The sequence below is a fragment of the Streptomyces sp. NPDC059696 genome (assembly GCF_042733745.1).
Lineage (GTDB): Bacteria > Actinomycetota > Actinomycetes > Streptomycetales > Streptomycetaceae > Streptomyces.
In genome coordinates this window covers 26,693-47,695 of the sequence record NZ_JBHWFG010000021.1, presented here as the reverse complement: position 1 = coordinate 47,695, position 21,003 = coordinate 26,693, and the positions used below count along the sequence as shown (strand labels likewise).

Sequence of the window (21,003 nt, the reverse complement as noted above, 5' to 3'; positions counted from 1 at the left end):
TCAGCCTAGGGGAGTCCGCTGCTTCAGGACGGCGCGTACGCGCTCGCACCAGCGGAGGTTCTCCTCCTCGAAGCCGATGCCGCCCATCAGGGTGAGGTAGGGGCCGACACGGTCGGTCTCCCGGAGGTACTCCTCCTCGCTGCGGCCGGCCAGGAGGCGCTCGCGCACCCGACGGTAGCGGGCGAGCTTGCCGCGGGCCCGCGCCTCGCGCTCCTCGACGAGCGCACGGGTCGCCTCGGGGTCCACGCCGTCCATGGCCTGGATCTTGATGAGGAGTTCGTCGCGGATGGCGGTGGGCCGGCGGGGCGGCGCGGCGGCGAACGCGTCCAGGTCCCGGCGGCCGGCTTCGGTCAGCGTGAACATCCGTTTGTCGGGCCGCCGTTCCTGGCGCACCACCCTCGCCTCGATCAGTCCGTCCTGCGCGAGACGCTCCAGTTCGCGGTAGAGCTGCTGGGGGGTCGAGGCCCAGAAGTTGGCCAGCGACACGTCGAACACCTTGGACAGCTCGTACCCCGAGGCCTCGCCCTCCAGGAGGGCCGCCAGCACGGCGTACTTGAGAGACATGTGGACACCGTACCAACGGATGACTAATCTACTCCGCACCTACTCAACAAATTGACCAAGGCGGTTCGATGCGTGCATTCCGTGAGGCGATCGAGAAGCTCGACCTCGACGCCGCCGAGGCGCTGCTGGCGCCGGACGTCGTCTTCACCAGCCCGGTCGTCTTCAAGCCGTACACCGGCAAGGCGATCACGGCGGCGATCCTGCGTGCCGTCTCCGGGGTCTTCCAGGACTTCCGCTACGTGCGCGAGATCAACGACGCGGACGGCCGCGACTCCGCCCTGGTCTTCACCGCGCGGGTGGGCGACCGGGAGATCAACGGCTGTGACTTCATCCACGTCGACGAGGACGGACGCATCGACGAATTCACGGTGATGGTCCGCCCGTTGTCGGCGGCCCAGGCCCTCGCGGCGGCCATGGGCGAGCAGTTCGAGCGGATCGCCGAGGAGGCACGCTCCCGCTCGAACTGAGCGACACCTCCTCAACTCTTCTCCGGTGTTCTCCGGGCACCCACGGCCGGTTCGCGGTTGGATGTCCCCATGACGTCCGTCGAGCACGAGCGGCTGATGCGGGCCAACCAGGCGAACTGGGACGCCCGCACGCCCGTCCATCTCGCCAGCCGCTTCTACGGTCTCGACCAGGATCTCGACCCCGGGCGCTGGTTCGCCCCGTTCGAGTGGGAGGACCTCGGCGAACTCGCCGGGCGTGACGTGCTGCATCTCCAGTGTCACCTCGGGACGGAGACGATCGCCTTCGCGCGGCGCGGCGCCCGGGCCGTCGGCCTCGACTTCTCCGAGGCGTCGGTGGCGGCGGCCCGGGACATCGCCGCGAAGGCCGGAGCGGACGTGACGTACGTCCGGGCGAACGTGTACGACGCGGTCGAGGCGCTGGAGGGACGGCGGTTCGACGTCGTCTACACCGGCAAGGGCGCCCTGTGCTATCTCCCCGACCTGGGCCGCTGGGCGGAGACCGTCGCCCGGCTCCTGCGTCCCGGCGGCCTGCTGTACGTCGTCGAATTCCACCCCCTGCTCAACGCGCTCGGGCCGAAGCCCGCCCCGGGCGAGGGGCCCGAGCTGCTGTTGCGCCACGACTACCTGGGCGGCGCCGGCCCGGTGCACCGCGACGGGACCCACACGTACACGGACGGCCCGGCCGTCGAAGGCGCGACGGACAGCTACGAGTGGCCGCACGGAATGGGCGAGGTCATGAACGCATTGACGGGTGCGGGACTCGCCGTGCGGCGCCTGCGGGAGGGCGACGAGCTGCCCTGGCCGCGCTGGCCGCAGATGGTCCGCACCGAGTCCGGCTGGTGGCGGCTGCCCGAGCCGCGCATCCCGCTGCTGTACGGGCTGCTGGCCACGCGGTGAGGTAGCCGGCTTGCCTGTACCGCATGACGTGGTACAGTGCGAACAGCACTCGTGCACGCCCCTGTTGACGGGCGCCGGTGCCGTCTCTTCTCTCTCCTTCTTTCCAGCACCACGACGTGTTCGTCGTTTCCGAGGTGCTGTTTCCCCGCCGCCCGGAGCGAGCCATCGGCCCTCCCTTCGCGGCCTCTCCCCCCTTCCTCGCATGTCCCGTGCCCGCCGTCCGTGAAAGGACACCCACCACCATGACCACCACACTCGAAAACCCGCACGTCCAGCAACGGTCCCCGGAGCGGACCGTGTCCGGTGTCCTCGACATCGACACGAACGGCAAGGGGCACCTGCGCGGCGCCGACTGCCTGCCCGCGCCCGCCGACGCCGTGGTCTCCCCCGCGTTGATCCGCCGGTACGGCCTGCGCAAGGGCGACGTCGTCGAGGGCGTGACAGGCGACCGGCGCGCCCTGACCGACGTCGCACGCGTCGGTGGCCGGGTGCCCGGCCACCCGCGCGAACGGCGCCACTTCCGCGACCTGACGCCGCTGCACCCGCACGAGCGGCTGCGGCTCGAACACCCGGCGGCCGGCCTCGCCGGACGCGTCGTCGACCTGATCGCCCCCGTCGGCAAGGGCCAGCGCGGGCTCCTCGTGGCCCCGCCCAAGACCGGCAAGACCGTCCTCCTCCAGCAGCTCGCCGCCGCCGTCACCAACAACCATCCCGAGTGCCGGCTGATGATGCTGCTGCTCGACGAGCGGCCCGAGGAGGTCACGGACATGCGGCGCTGCGTGCGGGGCGAGGTGTACGCCTCGACCTTCGACCGCAGTGCCAGGCAGCACATCGCGCTCGCCGACCTCGTGATCGAGCGCGCCAAGCGGCTCGTCGAGGCCGGTGAGGACGTCGTCGTCCTCCTCGACTCGCTGACCCGGCTGTGCAGGGCGCACAACAACGCCGCCGCCTCCGGTGGCCGCATCCTCACCGGGGGCGTCGACGCGTCCGCGCTGACCGGCCCCAAGCGGTTCTTCGGCGCCGCCCGGTCGGCCGAGGAGGGCGGTTCGCTCACGATCCTCGCGACGGCCCTGGTGGAGACCGGTTCACGGGCCGACGACTTCTACTTCGAGGAACTGAAGTCCACCGGCAACATGGAGCTCCGGCTGAGCCGCGATCCGGCGTCACGCCGCGTGTTCCCGGCCGTCGACATCACCCTCTCCGGTACCCGCCGCGAGGAACTCCTGCTGCGTCCGGCCGAGTTGGCCGCCGTCCACGGCCTGCGCCGTGTGCTGCGGGGCCGGGACGGGCAGGGCGGCCTGGAGACCCTCCTGGAGCGGATGCGCGAGACGCCGGACAACGCCACGTTCCTGCGGCGCATCCAGCCGACGCTGCCCCCGGGCTGACGCGAGGCGATCAGCCATCCGGGTGCCGGCGCCCGGCGCGCGGCCCCGTCGTCACCCCGAGAAGCACGTCCGTTTTCTACGTTGATCGTATGATCATCGGATTCTCTTCCCGGGTGGCCGTGTCGGCCGGTGCGCTCTGCGTGGCCGGGCTCCTGGCGCTGACGCCCGCAGCGGCGGCCGGCACCGGCGGGGCGGAGCCCACTCCGCCGGGCGGGCCGAGAGCCGCGGCCCCGCACCCCTCGTTGCTGTACCGACCCGGCACCCAGGTCCACCCGCGCACCGGCGCGACGCGCCTCCCGAAGGTCTCCGCGCTGTCCTGGCTGGTGGCCGACGCCCGGACCGGAGAGGTGCTCGCCGCCCACCACGCGCACCGCAGGCTGCCCCCGGCCAGCACCCTGAAGACCCTCTTCGCCCTCACCGTGCTGCCCGGGCTGCCGGCGGGCGTCCGGCACACCGTCCGCGAGCGGGAACTGCGCGGCATCGGCGCCGGCAGCAGTCTGGTCGGGGTCGCCGAGGGCAACACGTACCGGATCTCCGACCTGTGGCGCGGCGTCTTCCTCAACTCGGGCAACGACGCCGTGCACGTCCTGGCCGAGCTCAACGGCGGCTGGCGCGTCACCGCCCAGCGGATGCAGGCCAAGGCCCGCTCCCTCGGCGCCCGCGACACCCATGTGGTGTCACCCGACGGCTACGACGCCCCGGGCCAGGTGTCGTCGGCGTACGACCTCGCCGTGTTCGGCCGGGTGGGGCTGCGCAACCCCGACTTCGCCCGGTACTGCGCCACCGTCGAGGCCAGGTTCCCCGGCGGCGGCAACGGGTCGTACCCGATTCTCAACACCAACCGGCTGCTGAGCGGCGCCAAGGGGGTGAAGCCGTACCCGGGGCTCATCGGCATCAAGAACGGCTACACCTCCAAGGCGGGCAGCACGCTCGTCGCGGCGGCCCGCCGGGACGGGCGCACCCTGATCGTGACGGTGATGAACCCTCAGGAGGGCGGCGGGTCCGCCGTGTACGAGGAGGCCCGTTCGCTGCTCGACTGGGGCTTCAGGTCGGCCGGGAAGGTCGAGGCGGTGGGCTCGCTCGGCGCGCCGGGCACGTCAGCGGGGCCGGCCGTGACGACGCCGGCCGCGGTCGCGGCGGCGGTGGGCGAGGAGCACGCGTCCGTCTGGACGGAGGCCGGGATGATCGCGGGCGCCGCCGGTACGGGCGCGGCGGTCGTGGTGCTGGTGCTGCGGCTTCCGGTCCGCAGACCCCGGCGGAGCTGACCCACCGGCAGCCACAGCAACAGCCCCAGGGTGATCCAGGCGTAGGTGTTGCTGCCCAGGAACCCGTCGACGCCGGACGCGTCGTCGAACCACAGCCACACCACGCTCGTGCACAGCACGGCGTACAGGGCGCCCGCCACCCGGAGGCGCCCGGCGCGGACCAGCACGGCGAAGGAGGGGAGCAGCCACACGAGATGGTGCACCCAGGTGATCGGGCTGACGAGACAGGCGGCGAGACCGGTCAGGGCGAACGCCGCCGTCCAGTCCCCCGCCGCGACCGCCCGGCGGGCCCGCACCGCCCACACCCCGAGGATCAGCAGCACCGCCAGGGCCCACACCGCGCGGTCCGGTTCGCCGAGCCGGGCCAGGATGCCCTGCACGGACTGGTTCGAGACGTAGCCGAGGCGCCCCACACGGTCGGTGTCCCACAGCGCCTCGGTCCAGTAGAAGCGCGAGGCGTCCGGGTCCACCCGGGCCGCGAGGGCCGTGGCGCCGAGGGCCACGGCCGTGGCGAGTGCCGCCGCGCGCCGGCGTCCGGCCACCAGCAGCAGGCCGATGAACAGGGCGGGCGTGAGTTTGATCGCCGCCGCCAGCCCGATACCGACCCCCGCCAGGCGTCCGCGCCCGGTGGCGAGCAGTGTCGCGTCGGTGAGGACGAGCGCCAGCAGCAGCAGATTGACCTGGCCGAAGCCGATGGTGTCGCGCAGCGGTTCGAACAGGGCGAGCAGGCAGGCGGTCAGGGCCCAGCCGAACCAGCCGTGACGCCGCCAACGTGGGCCGGCGAGCAACCGCAGGATCACGGCCAGGGCGGCAAGGTTGAGCAGCAGGGCCGCGGCGATCGCGGTGCGCAGCCCCAGCAGGGCCATCGGCAGCATGACGACCGCGGCGAACGGCGGGTAGGTGAAGCCGTACGTCGTGCCGGGCACCCGGTAGTCGTAGAGGCGGCCGCCGCGGTGCACCCAGGAGTCGATGCTGCCGTGATAGACGCGCAGGTCGAACCAGTCCCGCAGCAGCGGCACGGTCGCGGTGAAGACCGTCACCAGCGTGGCGAGGGCGAGCACCAGCAGCATCCGGCCCCGGTCGGTACGGGGCAGGGCCGCGGTCATGCCGCGCCGCCCGGTGCCGGGGCGAGCTCCGCCTGGTGGGCCTGCCACAGCACGACGACCGCGAGCGCGCCGCCGGAGACGGCCAGGACGAGTTGCCCCGTGTCCGCCGGGCCGCCACCGGGCAGCACGCTCAGCGCGAGCACGCCGGTGACGGCCGCCGTGCGGTGGCGTACGGACGTACTCGGTGCGGCGGCGGCGATGAGGAACAGGCCCCACAGGGCGTACCAGGGGCGGATCGCCGGTCCGAGCGCGGCCACCGCCGCCAGGGACAGGCCCAGCGCGTACACCGGCCGGAGGCGCAGCCGCAGCCAGATCAGCGCGATCGCGATCACGGCGGCCACGATGCCCAGAGCGTGCCAGGCGGGCAGCGCCAGGGGCGCGAGATCACTGCCGAGGTGCTCCAGCAGGGCCCGGGTGACACGGCCGAGAAGGGTGGTCAGGGCCCAGTTCTGCGGGGAGGCGGGGGTGTTCAGGGCGCCGACCCAGCCGTACCCGGTGCCGGCCACGGCCGTCGCGGCGACGGTGGTCCCCGCTGCGGCGACGGTGGTCGTCACGAGGGCTTTCGCCGGGCTGCGGCCCGCACGCACCTGGAGGGCGACGACGGCGGCGAGACCGAGCACGGCGGGCGCCTTGACCAGAGCGGCGAGGGTGACGAGGACGGCGCCGAGGACCGGCCACCGGCCGAGCGCCGCCACCAGCCCGACGCCGAGCAGGCCCAGCATGACGGCGTCGTTGTGGGCGCCTGCGACCAGGTGCAGCAGGACCAGCGGGTTGAGGGCGCCCAGCCACAGCGCGGCGGACGGGTCGGCGCCGCTGTGCCGGGCGAGCCGGGGCAGCGCGGCCGCCATCAGGGCCACACCGGCCAGGGCGACGAGCCGCATCCCGAACAGTCCGGCCGGCAGTTCGCCGCGGGTGAGAGCCGACAGCGCTCCCGCGACGGCGAGGAACACCGGCCCGTACGGGGCGCCGGTGTGCCGCCAGAGCGGGGCGACCTCGCCGGCGAGCGGACCGCCCAGCCGGGACGGCCCGTGCGCGTAGACGTCCAGGTGCGCGTCGACCATCGCCCCCTGGGCGAGGTAGCTGTAGACGTCCCGGCTGAACAGCGGCGGGGCCAGGAGCAGCGGAGCCGCCCAGGTGGCGAGGACGAGCAGCAGGGCGCGGGGCGCCGGTGGTCTCGGCCCGCGCACCACCCGGCCCAGCAGCAGCCAGGCCGCGATCAGCAGGACGACGCCGAAGTACACGCCGACCACACCGAGCGCGGCGGGCGCGGAGTCCGGGTGGAGAAGGTCCGCCACGGGCAGGGCGCCGGCCGTCTCACCGCCCAGGGCGAGGCAGGCGGTACCGGCCAGACCGAGTATCCGGCAGCGGCGGAGATCGACGGGGAAAGCCATGGCCAACACACGGGCAGCGTGTCAACGGTGGATGGCCGAGAGGGGACGCTGCTGTCTCCGCAGGGCGGCCTGCTCGTGACCGCCCGGTGTGCACGGGGCGATGACTTCCCGCCGCGGCGGGAGTCCTACCGGCATCGGTGGACCGAGGAACGGACGTGAACCCATGGCCAGCACCGCGGCGTATGCGAAGGTCGACGGCCTTCGGATGTACTACGAGCTGCACGGCGCCGGCAGCGGGCACCGGCCGCTGGTGCTGCTGCACGGCGGCGCGCTCACGATCGGCCTGTCCTTCGGAGCGGTCCTGCCGGCGCTCGCGGCCACGCGCCGGGTCGTGGCTCCGGAGGTGCAGGGCCACGGGCACACGGCCGACATCGAGCGGGAGATGAGCGTGCCGCACTTCGCCTCGGACGTGGTCGGCCTGCTGGACGAGCTGGGCGGCCCACGCCCCGCTGCCCTGGGCCGCCGACGACCTGCGCGGTCTGGCGGCGCCCACGCTTCTGGTGCTCGGCGACACGGACTTCCTGCGCGTCGAGTACGCCGCCGAGATGAGGGACCTGATCCCCGACGCCCGGCTGGCGGTGCTGCCGGAGACCACGCACATGGCGCTCATGCGGCGTACGGAACTGCTGCTGCCGATGCTGGAGGAGTTCCTCGGCTGAGCCGCGCGGGCGGGCCGCCGGTCAGAACACCGACAGACCGGTCAGGGTCGTGAAGCGGTCGAGGGCCGCGACACCCGCGACCGAGTTGCCCCGCTCGTCCAGGCCCGGGCTCCACACGCACAGGGTGCAGCGGCCGGGGACGACCGCGATGATCCCGCCGCCCACACCGCTCTTGCCGGGCAGGCCGACACGGTAGGCGAAGTCGCCCGCCGCGTCGTACGTGCCGCAGGTCAGCATGATGGCGTTGATCTGCTTGGCCTGGCTGCGGGTGAGCAGGCGGGTGCCGTCGGCGCGGACGCCGTGCCGGGCGAGGAAGCCTGTGGCGAGGGCCAGGTCGGCGCAGGACGCGGCGATCGAGCACTGCCGGAAGTACTGCTCCAGGAGCGTCGGCACGGGGTTGTCGATGTTGCCGTAGGACGCCATGAAGTGGCCGAGCGCGGCGTTGCGGTCGCCGTGGGCGGTCTCGGAGGCGGCTACCTCCGGGTCGAAGCCGAGGCCGGGGTTGCCGCTCTCGGCCCGCAGGAACGCCAGGAGTTCGCCCGACGCGTCCCCGGTCCGGGTGTGCAGCCGGTCGGTGACGACCAGGGCGCCCGCGTTGATGAACGGGTTGCGCGGGATGCCGTTCTCGTACTCCAGCTGGACCAGGGAGTTGAAGGGGTTGCCGGAGGGTTCGCGGCCCACGTGCTCCCACAGGACGTCGCCCTCGCGGGCCAGGTCGAGGGCGAGGGTGAAGACCTTCGTGAGGGACTGGGCGGAGAACGGCTCCCGCCAGTCCCCCACCCCGTACACCGTGCCGTCCGGCTCGGCGACGGCCATGCCGAAGCTGCGCGGGTCGCGGGCGGCGAGCGCCGGGATGTAGTCGGCGGGCCGGCCACGGCCGGGGGTCCGCTCGATCTCCTCGGCGATGCGCTCCAGGACCGGCTGGAAGGTCGTCGACGACGTCATGATCGCTATTGTCCCTCCGCCGGTCCCGGTGCGCTCCGCAGGTCAGGCCGGGGTCGAGCCGCTGCCGGCGAGGACCTCGGGGCGCAGCAGCCCGGCGAGGGTCCCGGCGGGGAGCAGGCCCTTCTCCAGGACGAGTTCGGCCACGCCCCGGCCGGTGGCGAGGGCCTCCTTGGCGATGTCGGTGGCGGCCGTGTAGCCGATGTGCGGGTTGAGGGCGGTGACCAGGCCGATGGAGTTCTCCACGCTCGCGCGCAGCGCCTCGGTGTTGGCGGTGATGCCGAGGACGCAGCGCTCGGCCAGCGTCAGGCACGCCGCCCGCAGATGCGTGATGGACTCCGACAGGGAGTGCAGGATGATCGGCTCGAAGGCGTTGAGCTGGAGCTGTCCGGCCTCGGCGGCCATGGTGATGGTGACGTCGTTGCCGATGACCTCGAAGGCGACCTGGTTGACGACCTCGGGTATGACCGGGTTGACCTTGCCGGGCATGATCGACGAACCGGCCTGCACCGGAGGCAGGTTGATCTCGCCCAGACCGGCGCGCGGCCCGGAGGACAGCAGCCGCAGGTCGTTGCAGCTCTTGGAGAGCTTGACCGCGATGCGCTTGAGCACGCCGGACATCTGCACGAACGCGCCGCAGTCCTGGGTCGCCTCGACGAGGTTGGCCGCCGTCACCAGGGGCAGTCCGGTGATGGCCGCGAGGTGGCGGCGGGCCGCCTCGGCGTATCCGGCGGGGGCGTTGAGGCCGGTGCCGATCGCGGTGGCACCGAGGTTGATCTCGTGGATCAGCTGGACGGCCTCGGCGAGCCGGGACCGGTCCTCGTCCAGCATGACGGCGTACGCGGAGAACTCCTGGCCCAGCGTCATGGGCACCGCGTCCTGCAACTGGGTGCGGCCCATCTTGAGCACGTCGCGGAACTCGACGGCCTTGGCCGCGAACGTGTCCTGGAGGACGGACATCGCGTCGAGGAGCCCGCGCACCGCGAACACCGTCGCGATCTTGACGGCGGTCGGGTAGACGTCGTTGGTGGACTGGCCGAGGTTGACGTCCTCGTTGGGGTGCAGGAACCCGTACTCGCCCTTGGCGTGGCCCATGAGCTCCAGCGCCCGGTTCGCCACGACCTCGTTGGCGTTCATGTTGGTGGAGGTGCCGGCACCGCCCTGGACGACGTCCACGACGAACTGGTCGTGCAGCTTGCCGTCGCGGATCTCCCGGCAGGCCTCGACGATGGCGGCGGCCTTCTTCGGTTCCAGCAGGCCGAGCTCCTCGTTGGCGAGGGCGGCGGCCTCCTTGACCGCGGCGAGGGCGTCGATCAGGTGCGGGTAGGCGGAGATGGTCATGCCCGTGATGGGGAAGTTCTCCGTGGCCCGCAGGGTGTGCACACCCCAGTACGCCTCGGCGGGAACGTCACGGTCGCCGAGCAGATCGTGCTCGGAGCGGGTGGCGGCGGTCATGACGGTGAGGGTCCTCTTCTCTGAGGTACAGGATGGAGAGCGCCCCTGAAAGGGGCGCGGGGAACTGCGCGATCAGCCACAGGGGAGCCGTGGCCGCCGGACGGGAGAACCCGGCACATCGTCAGGCGCGGTCGGCACCGGCAAGCGGCTCCAGCGAGCGAACGGGCCGCACTCGCCCGACCTCCCGCCCGCCTCCGAGCAGCGGCTCCCCCTGGAACTCGGTGAGCAGCGCCGGCTCGACACCGGCCCGGGCCAACCCGGCGGCGGCCACCGGCACCCGCGCCCGGTTGGCCCCGTCGGCGATCTTCACGGCGACGGCCCGGCCGTCGGGCAGCGCGGCGACCTGCACGCCTTCGAAGCCGTCCTTGGTGAGCAGCCCCGGCACGGCCCGCATCAGCGCGGCGACGTCCCGCCCGGAGCCGGAGGCCATCTCGGCGTGCTCGCGCATCGCGTCGGCGACCCGGGCCTCGGGAGTGCCCGGCGCGGCCGTGACGATCCGGGCGGTGGCGCGGGCCAGTCCGTGCAGGGAGATCGAGAACAGGGGCGCGCCGCAGCCGTCGACGGTGACCTGGGCGATGCGCTGCCCGGTGAGGTCCTCGACGATCTCGGCGATGGCCTGCTGGAGCGGGTGGCCGGGGTCGAGGTAGTTCTCGAGGGGCCAGCCGTTGAGGGTGCAGGTGTAGAGCATCGCCGCGTGCTTGCCGGAGCAGTTCTGGGCGAGCCGTGAGGGCGGCCGGCCCTCGCGCACCCAGGCGTCCCGGACGACCGGGTCGAACGGCAGGTCCGGGACGTTGCGCAGGTGGTCCTCGGTGAGCCCGGCGAGTTCGAGGATGCGCCGGGTCCCGGCGAGGTGGCGTTCCTCGCCGGAGTGGCTGGCGGCGCTCAGCGACAGCAGCTCGCCGTCGAGGGGCAGCCCGGCGCGGACCATGGCCACGGCCTGGACGGGCTTGATCGCGGAGCGCGGGTAGAAGGCGGCCTCGATGTCTCCGATCTGGAGCCGGACCCTTCCGTCGGCGTCGAGGACGACGACGGAGCCGTAGTGGATGCCTTCGGTGATTCCGCCGCGTATGAGGTGGGCGACGGGGGCGTGGACGGGTTTACGGACAAGGGGTGCGTCCGCGAGTGAACTGCTGTACATCACTGCCTGCTTCTCGTGGAGCGGCGCGTTCCTCACGCGTCGGCTCCGGTGGTGGACGTGCGCGCGACACGGCCGCGGATGCCGAACCATCCGGCGACCAGGGCTCCGACGATCAGCGGCAGGCACAGCACGGTGGTGCGTCCCGCGCCGCCGTCGGCGTACATGAGGACCAGGACGGAGGCGAGGAAGGCCAGCGTCACGATCTCGGTCCAGGGGGAGCCCGGGAGCCGGTAGCCCGGGCGGGTCAGCTCGCCCTTCTGGGTCTTCTGCCAGAAGAGGAGGTGACAGATCATGATCATGCCCCAGGTGGCGAGGATGCCGATCGCGGCGAAGTTCAGCACGATCTCGAACGCCTCGGCGGGCACGACGAAGTTGAGGCCGACGCCGAGGACGCAGATGCCGCTGGTGAGCAGGATGCCGCCGTAGGGGACCTGGCTGCGGCTCATCACGGAGGTGAACTTCGGCGCGGATCCGGCCATCGCCATGGACCGCAGGATGCGGCCGGTGGAGTAGAGGCCGGAGTTGAGGGAGGACATGGCGGCGGTGAGGACGACGAGGTTCATGACGCCGCCCGCCGCCGGGACGCCGATGTTGGACAGCACCGTCACGAAGGGGCTCTCGCCGGCGGTGTACTTGTTCCACGGCAGCAGCATCGACAGCAGCACGACCGAGCCGACGTAGAAGACCCCGACGCGCCACATGATCGAGTTGATCGCCTTCGGCATGATCTTCTCGGGGTTCTCGGTCTCACCTGCGGCGACGCCGACCAGTTCGACGGAGGCGTAGGCGAAGACGACGCCCTGGATGATCAGCAGCATGGGCAGCAGGCCGTGCGGGAAGACGCCGCCGCTGTCGCCGATGAGGGACGGGCCGGGGGTGTGGCCGTCGACGGGGTGCTGGGTGACCAGCAGGAAGATGCCGATGCACATGAAGACGACGAGTGCGCCGACCTTGACGATCGCGAACCAGAACTCCAGCTCGCCGAAGATCTTCACCGAGATCAGGTTGACGGTGAGGACGACCGCCAGCGCGATCAGCGCGATGACCCACTGCGGTATGTCGGAGAACATGCCCCAGTAGTGGGTGTAGGTGGCGACGGCGGTGATGTCGGCGATGCCGGTGGTCGCCCAGTTGAGGAAGTACATCCAACCGGCGGTGTAGGCGCCCTTCTCCCCCATGAACTCACGGGCGTAGGAGACGAAGGCGCCCGAGGAGGGCCGGTACAGGACGAGTTCACCGAGGGCGCGCACGACGAGGAAGGCGAAGAGGCCGCAGACCGCGTAGGCGATGAAGAGGGACGGGCCGGCGTCGGCGAGACGGCCGCCGGCGCCGAGGAACAGGCCGGTGCCGATGGCTCCGCCGATGGCGATCATGTTGACGTGCCGGGACTTCAGGGACTTGCTGTAACCCGCGTCTCCGGCATCGACATGGATGGAACGTTTCTGCACATCGTCGTGCAGGGACTGCTCGCTCACGCCTGGGGTTCGCCTTCCGTGGGGAGGTCCGAGTCCGTGCGCGGGGAGCGCACGATGTCGGTGAGGGTGGTCTCGACGCGGTCGAGGTGGTGGGCCATGGCCTCCACCGCGTCGTTCTCGGAACCGTCGGTCAGCGCCTCGACGATCGCCCGGTGCTCGCGGTTGGACTGCTCGCGGCGGCCGCCCAGCTCGTTGAGGAAGGCGGACTGGCGGGCCAGGGCGTCCCGGATCTCCTCGATGACCCGGCGGAACACCGGGTTCTGGGCGGCCTCGGCCACGGCGAGATGGAACAGCGTGTCCATGGCGACCCACGCGGTGGTGTCCGTCTCCCGCTCCATCCGGTCCAGCAGGTGGGCCAGGTGATCGAGGTTCTCCGGGGTGCGGCGCCGGGCGGCGTACCCGGCGACCGGGATCTCCACATGGCGGCGCACTTCCAGCAGATCGCTGGCGGAGTAGTCGCCGAAGGTGGGGTCCTCGACGGTGCTGGCGACGACGAAGGTGCCCTTGCCGGTCCGGGACACGGTCAGGCCCATGGTCTGCAGGGCCCGCAGCGCCTCGCGCAGCACGGGCCGGGAGACCTCCAGGGTGCGGCAGAGCTCCGCCTCGGAGGGGAGCTTGTCGCCGATGGCGTACTCGCCCCGCTCGATGGCGTCGCGCAGGTGCGCCAGCACCGCTTCCATGGCGCTGACGCGCCGCACGGGCTGTCCGGCTGTCCGGCTGTCTGACAGGTTCACGGGAGTGATACTCCGGGCGACGGGAGGGGGCTGTCAAGAGGGTGCGCCAAAGGGGCGCCGGGAACTGCGCGGCGGGCCACGGCGGCGCCGCCGACCGTCGGCGGCGCCTCCCGGTGGACCGGTCAACTGTGCAGCACACCCGCCCCGAGCAGCCCGAACAGCAGCACACCCACCGCGATCCGGTAGATCACGAACGCGTTGAAGGAGTGCTTGGCCACGAACTTCAGCAGCCAGGCGATGGAGGCGTACGCCACGACGAACGACACGAGGGTGCCCACGGCGAGCGGGGCCGCGCCCGCCCCCGTGCCCAGGGCGTCCTTGAGCTCGTAGAGGCCTGCGCCGGTCAGGGCGGGGATGCCGAGGAAGAAGGAGAGCCGGGTGGCGGCGACGCGGTCCAGGTCGAGCATGAGCGCGGTGGACATGGTGGCGCCGGAGCGGGAGAAGCCGGGGAAGAGCAGGGCGAGGATCTGGGAGCTGCCGACGAGCATCGCGTCCTTGAACGAGGTGTCGTCCTCCCCGCGCTTGTGCCGGCCCATCTGATCCGCCGCCCACATCACGCCGCTGCCGACGATCAGCGAACCGGCCACCACCCACAGCGACGCGAGGGGGCCCTCGATGAGCGGTTTGGCGGCGAGCCCGACCACGACGATCGGGACGGTCGCACAGATCACCCACCAGGCGAACCGGTAGTCGTGGTGGTACCGCTCCTCCCGGTGGCGCAGGCCCCTCCCCCAGGCGGAGACGATCCGCACGATGTCCTTGAAGAAGTACACGAGCACCGCGGCGATCGCGCCGACCTGGATGACGGCCGAGAACCCGACCACGGCGTCGTCGTCCACGGGGATGCCCATCAGCCCCTCGACGATCTTCAGATGGCCGGTGGAGGAGACGGGCAGGAACTCGGTCACCCCCTCGACGGCTCCGAGGACGACGGCCTGACCGACGCTGATGACGCTCATGGGATCCCGTTCTGCTCGGGGGCGGGAGCGGAGGGGACCGTCTTACTACACCCGGACGAGAACGACGCTCATGAACGCGCCTCACATACGCGCCAGGGCCGCTCCCGCGAAGGCCGCGGCGAGTCCGGCCGCCACGCTGAGCCCGACGTTGAGGGCGGCCTGCAGCCGCGCCCCGGTCTCCGCCAGCCGCAGCGTCTCGTAGGAGAACGTCGAGTAGGTCGTCAGGGCTCCGCACAGCCCGGTGCCGAGCAGCAGCTGGAGGTGGGTGGCGGCGCCGGTGAGCAGGCCGAGGATCAGCGACCCGCCGACGTTGACCGCGAGGGTGCCCCAGGGGAAGACCGAGTCGTGCCGCGCCTGGACCGCCCGGTCGGTGAGGTAGCGCAGGGGGGCGCCGACCATCGCGCCGCCGACGACCAGCAGCCAGTTCACAACGGATTCTCACCCTTCGGGTCGGCTGTGCCGGGATCGTCCCCGCGGCCGGTGTACCGGATCACCTCGCACTCGTCGAGGGTCACGAGACCCTCGGTGACGATGTCGTCGAGGTGCGGCAGGAACGCGCGGACGCGGGGCTCGTCGTCGACGATCACCACCGCGACCGGCAGGTCCTCGCTCAGGGACAGCAGCCGCGAGGTGTGGATCAGGGAGGAGGCGCCGAAGCCCTCGATGCCGCGGAAGACGCTGGCGCCGGCCAGACCGGCCGCGTGGGCCCGGTGGACGATCTCGGAGTAGAGGGGCCTGTGGTGCCAGGTGTCCCTCTCGCCGACGAAGACGGTCAGGCGCAGGGCACGGGCGGTGGGTCTCGTCATCTCTTCCTCCTCTTCAGGACACGGCGGGTCGTCCCGGCCGCGAGCCACACGGCCGTCAGGGCCGCGAGCGGGGTCGCGGCCAGATAGGCCAGAGCGGTGGCGGCCTGACCGCCGTCGACGAGCCTTCGGATGTCGACGGCGTACGCGGAGAAGGTGGTGAAGCCGCCGAGGACACCGGTGCCGAAGAAGGGGCGGACGAGGGGGTGGGGGGTCCCGACCTCCGTGATGATCACCATGAAGACGCCGATCACGGCGCAGCCGGCGATGTTGACCACGAGCGTCGTCCAGGGGAAGCCGCCCGCGGGAGTCGGCCACCAGAGGGAGGCGGCGTACCGGGCGGCCGCCCCCGCTCCCCCGCCGAGCGCCACGACCGTGACGACCGGCGCCTGGGCGCGCCAGGAGGGCCGGCGCGGGGCGGAGGCCCGCACGTGGAGGCTCTCGGGGGATGTCATGGGGTGTGTGTCTCCTACTCGCCGGGAGCCCGGGTCGTACGGGCGCGTGCCGTCGCAAGTAGGGACCGTTGGCGGCGTCCTTGCCGCGGTTCGGGTACGGCGGGCCCCACCGCCGCGCCGCGACGTCAGCCGCGGCCGGAGTTCAGGTTAACCCCGGGGCGGAACGGGGTCACTCCGAGGCGGCGGTGAGGGGCACTTCGGCGGTGAGGGGCACTTCGGCGGTGAGGACGTCGGCGGTGAGGCTCTTCGGAGGTGAGGGCGTCGGCGGTGAGGGCGTCGGCGGTGAGGCTCTTCGGCGGTGAGGGGTGAGGGTTGTTTCGCAGCCGCCGCGCCCACGACCGCGCCGGAACGGTCGACGCGGAGCACCCCGCATCAACCGCGCCCACGGCCGCGCCGCATCGGTCGACGCGGAGCACCCAGGACCAACCGCGCCCACGGCCGCGCCGCATCGGTCGACGCGGAGCACCCAGGACCAACCGCGTCCACGGCCGCTCCTGAGCGGCCGTCGCGGTCACTTCGGGGCGGGTGGCTCGCAGACGGCGACGCCGCGTTCCCAGATGCTGCCGAGGATCAGGTGGCCGCCCGCTTCGCAGACGCTGGTGGGCATGCGGTAGCCGGAGTGGCGGCGGCCGAGGTGGTGGACGAGGCGGCCCTGGTCGTCGTAGGCCTGGACGGCGATCGTGGACAGGGGGCGGAACGGGGCGCGCACGGCGGCGCGGGCGGCGGCGGCCCGGACGCCGGGCGCGCCGCGGTGGAGCAGTTCGAGGGCCGGGACGCGGGGCCCGGCGAGGGCGACCCAGATCGGTCCGTCGGGTGCGCCGCGCCAGAGGTTGTCGGGCATGCCCGGGAGGTCCTCGGCGAACGGCTCGCTCCGTCCGGCCCCGGGCCCGGTGAGCCGCAAGCGCAGGAGCCGGCGTGCGCCGGTCTCGGCGACGACGAGGAAGGACTCGTCGGCTCCGACGGCGAGCCCGTTGGCGAACTGCAGTCCGTCCAGCACCACCTCGGGGGTGTTCCCGCCGGGGGCGAGCCGCAGCAGCCGTCCCGTCCCGGTGTGCTCGACGATGTCGCCGATCCACTGCTCCACGGGGTAACGGCGGCTGGAGACGGTGAAGTAGACGCTGTCGTCTGAGAGGGAGACGACGTTGCTGCAGAAGCGCAGCGGCTCGCCCGCCACCGAGTCGGCGAGGACACGGACGGTGCCGTCGCCGGTGCCGACGCGCAGCAGGCCGCGGGCCGCGTCGCACACCAACAGGTCGCCGTCGGGGAGGAGTTCGAGCCCGAGCGGCCTGCCACCGGTCTCGGCGATCACCTCGACGCGGGCCGCGACCGGGTCGCCGAGGGTGTCGAGCCGCAGGATGCGGCCGTCCGCGACGCCGGTGAGGACGCGGCCGCGCGGGTCGGCGACCACGTCCTCGGGGCCGGGGCCCACGGCGACGTAGTGGCGGGGGACGAGTGCCGTGGGTCGGTCCATTCGCGTGCGTGTCCTTCACCGTAGGGAGCGATGCCGCGGTACCGGGTCGCCTACCAGCCCTTTTCAAACATGCGGGCGACTTCGGCGATCCGGATGTCGTCGCGGTGGTAGCGGACCCGGCCCGCGGACCTGCTGGTGCGGACCATGCCGGTGGCCTCGAGAAGCCGGAGGTGGGTGACGGCGACCGGGCGTGGCAGCGAGAACCGCTCGGCGACGGCGTCCGCGGTGACGCCGTCCGCCGCGGGGCCGGGCTCCTTCAGCCAGGCCAGGATGCGCAGTCGCGTCTCGTCCGTGGGTGTCCTCAGCATGTCGTGCCCCTGCCTCGCGACTTCGCCCTCACCGCGTCCTCCCACTGTCTCGCAGCGGGGGCCGCCGTGTCCGGCACTCGGCATGCTTGTCCGATACCGAACTGCCCGGCCGTGCGCGGGACTTCGGACAGGTGAGCGGATGGCGGGGGGAGCCCGGCGGCGGGCCCTCCTCCCCCGCGCTCAGCGCTACCGGAACCAGGCGCGTCACAGGTCATTCATGCATGGTCATTGAATCCTGCACCGGTGTTACCGTTCCCCTATGGCGGCGAGTACGGCTGGTGAACAGCTCGAGGAACGGTGGCGGGACATCCTGTCGGCGCACGCGCGCACGATGTGCGAGATCGACCGTGCGCTGCATCCGCACGGACTCGGTGCGTCCGACTTCGAGGTCCTGGACATGCTCGTGGCCGCCGCGCCCGCGGAGGGCGAGCAGTGCCGGGTGCAGAACCTCGTGGGGCGGGTCCACCTCAGCCAGAGCGCGCTGTCCCGGCTGATCGCCCGGCTGGAGAAGGACGGGCTGGTGACGCGGTCCGTCTGCGCGGAGGACCGGCGGGGCGTGTGGGTCGCCCTGACGTCGAGGGGCCGTGAGCTGCACGCCGAGGTGCTGCCGTTGCAGCGGGCGGCGCTGACCCGGGCACTGGGCGGTCAGCCGCCCAGGCCGGAACCGGGCCCGTCCCCCCACTAGCGCGCCGACAGGGTGCGCCACCTGCCGGCAGGCCAGCAGGGTGTAGTCCCCTGCCGGCGGGCCAGCAGGGTGCGGGCTCCCGGCTAGCGGGCCGGCGAGGCGCGTGCTCCCGGCTGGCGGGCCAGCAGGGTGCGGGCTCCCGGCTAGCGGGCCAGCAGGGTGCGGGCTCCCGGCTAGCGGGCCAGCAGGGTGCGGACTCCCTCCGAGGTGAGCGTCAGCCGGTGTTCCGAGCTGCCGTCGATGGTGAGCGACAGGTCGTCGGCCGGCCACTGGGCGGCGAGGGCGCCGAGCGGCACCATGCGGTAGCGGGAGACGAACGGCAGCAGCCCGGCCATCTCCACCTCGGAGGTGAACACGGGCACCACGGGTTCGCCGCCCGGCTGCTCCAGCACCGGCAGCGCCACCGCCGAGGGGTTGGCGGCGTCGGCGTCGGCCGCGTCGTCGGGCACGGGGATGAGCACGTCGCTGTTGGCGAGCGCGTCCAGAGCCGCAGCGTCCTCGGTGTTCTCGGCGAGGACGTCCAGTGCCCGCTGGGCGGGCGTGGGCGTGGGGTCGTTTGCAGGTGTCTCCATGGCACATTCCCTGGTAGCGGCGGTCGTGCGGCCTGCCCGGGGCAAGATCCGCCCCGAGTACGGTCCTGCTCGCGTACCCGAACGGCAACGGGGCAATCCTCGTGGATCTTCAGGGTTCGTGGGAGCCGCGAGGAGATCCTGTGGCCGGGCCCCGGACGGTGTCGGGGTCCGTCAGCCGCCTCTCCCCCGCCAGATCCGTCGCGCCGACCGGCCCCGGCGTCCGGCCCCGGCGTCCGGTCAGTGGCCTTCCTCTGCCAGATCCGTCGCGCCGACCGGCACCGGCGTCCGGTCAGTGGCCCGGTCAGTGGCCTTCTTCCGCCACGGCCCGCCGCCAGGCCCCCTCCCGCAGCAGCCGCAGCCCGTTCAGGCCGACCAGGACCGTGGAGCCCTCGTGGCCCGCGACGCCCAGCGGCAGCGGCAGGTCACCGGCCAGGTCCCAGGCGACCAGACCGGCGATGAACACCCCGGCGATCACGAGGTTCTGCACGACCAGCCGGCGGGCGCGGCGGGACAGGGCGACGGTGGCGGGGACCGCCGCGAGTTCGTCGCGCACGATGACGGCGTCCGCGGTCTCCAGGGCCAGGTCGGAGCCGGCCCGGCCCATGGCGACACCGGTGTACGCGGCGGCCAGGGCGGGCGCGTCATTGACGCCGTCCCCGACGACCAGCACCTTGCGGCCCGCATCCTCCAGCTCCTTGACGGCCGCCAGTTTGTCCTGCGGCAGCAGCCCGGCGCGCACGTCGTCGATGCCGGCCTCGGCGGCGAGGTGCGCGGCGGCGCGGGGGTTGTCGCCCGTGAGGAGCACGGGCGGAGTGCCGGTGAGCCGGGTGAGAGCGGTGACCGTTGCGGCGGCGTCCGGGCGCAGCCGGTCGGCGACGCCGAGCAGTCCAGCGGGGACGCCGTCCACGACGACCAGGACGGCGGTACGGCCGGACTCCTCCAGTTCCGCGGCCGTGCCGACGGCGTCGTCCGCCAGCCGGGCCGGTGCGCCGACCGCGACGGTACGGCCGCCGACCACGGCGGTGACTCCCACGCCGGGCGCGGAGGTGAAGTCCCGGGCGTCGGGCAGGTCGAGACCGCGTTCCCTGGCCGCGTCGACGACCGCCCGGGCCAGCGGATGTTCACTGGGCCGTTCGGCGGCTGCCGCCAGGATCAGCAACTCCCGCTCGTCGAGGCCTGATCCGGGCAACGGCCGGACGTCGGTGAGCCGGGGGCTGCCCTCGGTGAGGGTGCCGGTCTTGTCCAGCGCGACCGCGTCGACCCGGCCGAGCCGCTCCATCACCACGGCCGACTTCACCAGGACACCGTGGCGGCCGGCGTTGGCGATGGCCGACAGCAGGGGCGGCATGGTGGCCAGGACCACCGCGCACGGCGAGGCCACGATCATGAAGGTCATGGCGCGCAGCAGCGAGTCGGTCAATCGAGCCCCGAAGGCGAGCGGTACGAGGAAGACGGCCAGGGTCGCGGCCACCATGCCCAGCGAGTAACGCTGTTCGACCTTCTCGATGAACAGTTGTGTGGGCGCCTTGGTCTCGGACGCCTCCTGCACCATGCGGACGATCCGGGCGATCACCGAGTCGGACGCGTCGTGCTCGACCCTGATCCGCAGCGCGCCGGTGCCGTTGAGGGTGCCGGCGAAGACCTCGTCGCCCCGCTCCTTCGGCACGGGCAGCGGTTCACCGGTGATGGTCGCCTGATCCACCTCGCTCGCCCCGTCCAGCACGCGTCCGTCGGCCCCGACGCGTTCGCCGGGCCGCACGAGAACGGTGTCGCCGACCTTCAGCTCCTCGACGGGAACGGCCTGTTCCGCTCCGGCCGGGTTCAGCCGGGTGGCGGTGGCGGGGGCCAGGTCGAGCAGACCGCGGACGGAGTCGGCGGTACGGGCCGTGGCCAGGGCCTCCAGCGCGCCCGAGGTGGCGAAGATGACGATGAGCAGGGCGCCGTCCATGACCTGCCCGATCGCGGCCGCGCCCAGGGCGGCGACCACCATCAGCAGATCCACGTCGAGGGTGCGCTCCTTCAGCGCCTTCAGCCCCTCCCACCCCGGCTCCCACCCGCCGGTGACGTACGACAGGGCGTACAGGGAGCCCCAGAGCCAGGCGGGGGCGCCGGTCCACTGCAAGGGCAGCGCGAGGAGGAAGAGGGCGGTGGCCGCGGCGGCCCAGCGCGCCTCGGGGAGCGCGAGGACACGGGTGCGCCGCCGGGCCACCTCTCCGGCGCGTGCGGGCTTCGCCCGTTCGACCGGATGCGGCGCGAGGGTGGAGGTCATCAG

The 21,003-nt window shown here is 72.7% G+C and carries 21 protein-coding genes and 1 pseudogene; 6 read left to right on the top strand and 16 right to left on the bottom strand.

Annotation, left to right across the window (positions count from 1 at the left end):
- Window positions 1-564: a PadR family transcriptional regulator gene (locus ACFV20_RS22895; RefSeq protein WP_385659187.1), complete on the bottom strand. Its 564-nt coding sequence runs from the start codon at window positions 562-564 to the stop codon at window positions 1-3.
- A 68-nt stretch (window positions 565-632) separates the two neighbouring features.
- Between ACFV20_RS22895 and ACFV20_RS22890 the strand changes: the two genes are divergently transcribed.
- The 4 genes and pseudogenes from ACFV20_RS22890 to ACFV20_RS22875 all read left to right on the top strand — a co-directional run.
- Complete coding sequence (locus ACFV20_RS22890) at window positions 633-1,031, top strand: nuclear transport factor 2 family protein (protein ID WP_385659185.1); 399 nt, start codon at window positions 633-635, stop codon at window positions 1,029-1,031.
- Window positions 1,032-1,100: 69 nt separating this feature from the next.
- On the top strand, window positions 1,101-1,928 hold the full coding sequence (locus ACFV20_RS22885; RefSeq protein ID WP_385659183.1) for a class I SAM-dependent methyltransferase: 828 nt from the start codon (window positions 1,101-1,103) through the stop codon (window positions 1,926-1,928).
- A 242-nt stretch (window positions 1,929-2,170) separates the two neighbouring features.
- Window positions 2,171-3,313: a transcription termination factor Rho gene (gene rho, locus ACFV20_RS22880; RefSeq protein WP_385659181.1), complete on the top strand. Its 1,143-nt coding sequence runs from the start codon at window positions 2,171-2,173 to the stop codon at window positions 3,311-3,313.
- Between the two features lie 89 nt (window positions 3,314-3,402).
- A pseudogene (locus tag ACFV20_RS22875) lies at window positions 3,403-4,239 on the top strand (D-alanyl-D-alanine carboxypeptidase family protein); the annotation flags it as partial.
- Window positions 4,240-4,298: 59 nt separating this feature from the next.
- Here the strand turns inward: ACFV20_RS22875 and ACFV20_RS22870 are convergent.
- Window positions 4,299-5,684, bottom strand: a complete 1,386-nt coding sequence (locus tag ACFV20_RS22870; protein WP_385659179.1) for a glycosyltransferase 87 family protein — start codon at window positions 5,682-5,684, stop codon at window positions 4,299-4,301.
- On the bottom strand, window positions 5,681-7,075 hold the full coding sequence (mptB, locus tag ACFV20_RS22865; protein WP_385659359.1) for a polyprenol phosphomannose-dependent alpha 1,6 mannosyltransferase MptB: 1,395 nt from the start codon (window positions 7,073-7,075) through the stop codon (window positions 5,681-5,683). Before mptB ends, ACFV20_RS22870 begins: the two co-directional genes overlap by 4 nt.
- Before the next feature lie 500 nt (window positions 7,076-7,575).
- On the opposite strand from mptB, the gene ACFV20_RS22860 reads away from it, so the two are divergent.
- Window positions 7,576-7,734 carry an alpha/beta fold hydrolase gene (locus ACFV20_RS22860; protein ID WP_385659177.1) on the top strand — a complete coding sequence of 53 codons (159 nt, stop codon included), beginning with the start codon at window positions 7,576-7,578 and terminating at the stop codon, window positions 7,732-7,734.
- 21 nt (window positions 7,735-7,755) lie between these two features.
- On the opposite strand, the gene ACFV20_RS22855 is transcribed toward ACFV20_RS22860, so the two are convergent.
- From ACFV20_RS22855 to ACFV20_RS22805, 11 genes are all read right to left on the bottom strand, one after another.
- Complete coding sequence (locus tag ACFV20_RS22855) at window positions 7,756-8,679, bottom strand: glutaminase (RefSeq protein WP_385659175.1); 924 nt, start codon at window positions 8,677-8,679, stop codon at window positions 7,756-7,758.
- Window positions 8,680-8,721: 42 nt separating this feature from the next.
- Complete coding sequence (gene aspA / locus ACFV20_RS22850) at window positions 8,722-10,131, bottom strand: aspartate ammonia-lyase (RefSeq protein ID WP_385659173.1); 1,410 nt, start codon at window positions 10,129-10,131, stop codon at window positions 8,722-8,724.
- Window positions 10,132-10,252: 121 nt separating this feature from the next.
- Complete coding sequence (locus ACFV20_RS22845) at window positions 10,253-11,269, bottom strand: asparaginase (RefSeq protein ID WP_385659358.1); 1,017 nt, start codon at window positions 11,267-11,269, stop codon at window positions 10,253-10,255.
- Window positions 11,270-11,301: 32 nt separating this feature from the next.
- Window positions 11,302-12,744 (bottom strand): amino acid permease, encoded by a 1,443-nt coding sequence (locus ACFV20_RS22840; protein WP_385659172.1) that lies wholly within the window; start codon window positions 12,742-12,744, stop codon window positions 11,302-11,304.
- Complete coding sequence (locus ACFV20_RS22835; RefSeq protein WP_385659170.1) at window positions 12,741-13,478, bottom strand: FadR/GntR family transcriptional regulator; 738 nt, start codon at window positions 13,476-13,478, stop codon at window positions 12,741-12,743. Before ACFV20_RS22835 ends, ACFV20_RS22840 begins: the two co-directional genes overlap by 4 nt.
- Window positions 13,479-13,600: 122 nt before the next feature.
- Window positions 13,601-14,437: an undecaprenyl-diphosphate phosphatase gene (locus ACFV20_RS22830; RefSeq protein WP_385659168.1), complete on the bottom strand. Its 837-nt coding sequence runs from the start codon at window positions 14,435-14,437 to the stop codon at window positions 13,601-13,603.
- 81 nt (window positions 14,438-14,518) lie between these two features.
- Entirely contained in the window at window positions 14,519-14,866 is a 348-nt protein-coding gene (locus tag ACFV20_RS22825) for a fluoride efflux transporter FluC (RefSeq protein ID WP_385659166.1), read from the bottom strand.
- The gene (locus tag ACFV20_RS22820) at window positions 14,863-15,243 is read right to left on the bottom strand and encodes a DUF190 domain-containing protein (protein ID WP_385659165.1); all 381 of its coding nucleotides are present in this window, start codon (window positions 15,241-15,243) and stop codon (window positions 14,863-14,865) included. Before ACFV20_RS22820 ends, ACFV20_RS22825 begins: the two co-directional genes overlap by 4 nt.
- A complete protein-coding gene (gene crcB / locus ACFV20_RS22815; RefSeq protein ID WP_385659164.1) occupies window positions 15,240-15,695 on the bottom strand; it encodes a fluoride efflux transporter CrcB in 456 nt (151 codons plus the stop codon). The genes ACFV20_RS22820 and crcB overlap by 4 nt, the downstream gene beginning before the upstream one ends.
- Before the next feature lie 511 nt (window positions 15,696-16,206).
- Window positions 16,207-17,166 (bottom strand): SMP-30/gluconolactonase/LRE family protein, encoded by a 960-nt coding sequence (locus ACFV20_RS22810; RefSeq protein ID WP_385659162.1) that lies wholly within the window; start codon window positions 17,164-17,166, stop codon window positions 16,207-16,209.
- Between the two features lie 50 nt (window positions 17,167-17,216).
- Window positions 17,217-17,474: an ArsR/SmtB family transcription factor gene (locus ACFV20_RS22805; RefSeq protein WP_385659160.1), complete on the bottom strand. Its 258-nt coding sequence runs from the start codon at window positions 17,472-17,474 to the stop codon at window positions 17,217-17,219.
- Between the two features lie 259 nt (window positions 17,475-17,733).
- Between ACFV20_RS22805 and ACFV20_RS22800 the strand changes: the two genes are divergently transcribed.
- A complete protein-coding gene (locus tag ACFV20_RS22800) occupies window positions 17,734-18,159 on the top strand; it encodes a MarR family winged helix-turn-helix transcriptional regulator (RefSeq protein WP_385659158.1) in 426 nt (141 codons plus the stop codon).
- A 173-nt stretch (window positions 18,160-18,332) separates the two neighbouring features.
- Here ACFV20_RS22800 and ACFV20_RS22795 read toward each other — a convergent pair whose 3' ends face one another.
- Both ACFV20_RS22795 and ACFV20_RS22790 read right to left on the bottom strand, forming a co-directional pair.
- Window positions 18,333-18,731, bottom strand: a complete 399-nt coding sequence (locus tag ACFV20_RS22795) for an SseB family protein (RefSeq protein ID WP_234846955.1) — start codon at window positions 18,729-18,731, stop codon at window positions 18,333-18,335.
- 301 nt (window positions 18,732-19,032) lie between these two features.
- Window positions 19,033-21,000, bottom strand: a complete 1,968-nt coding sequence (locus ACFV20_RS22790; RefSeq protein ID WP_385659156.1) for a heavy metal translocating P-type ATPase — start codon at window positions 20,998-21,000, stop codon at window positions 19,033-19,035.
- Window positions 21,001-21,003: the final 3 nt, after the last annotated feature.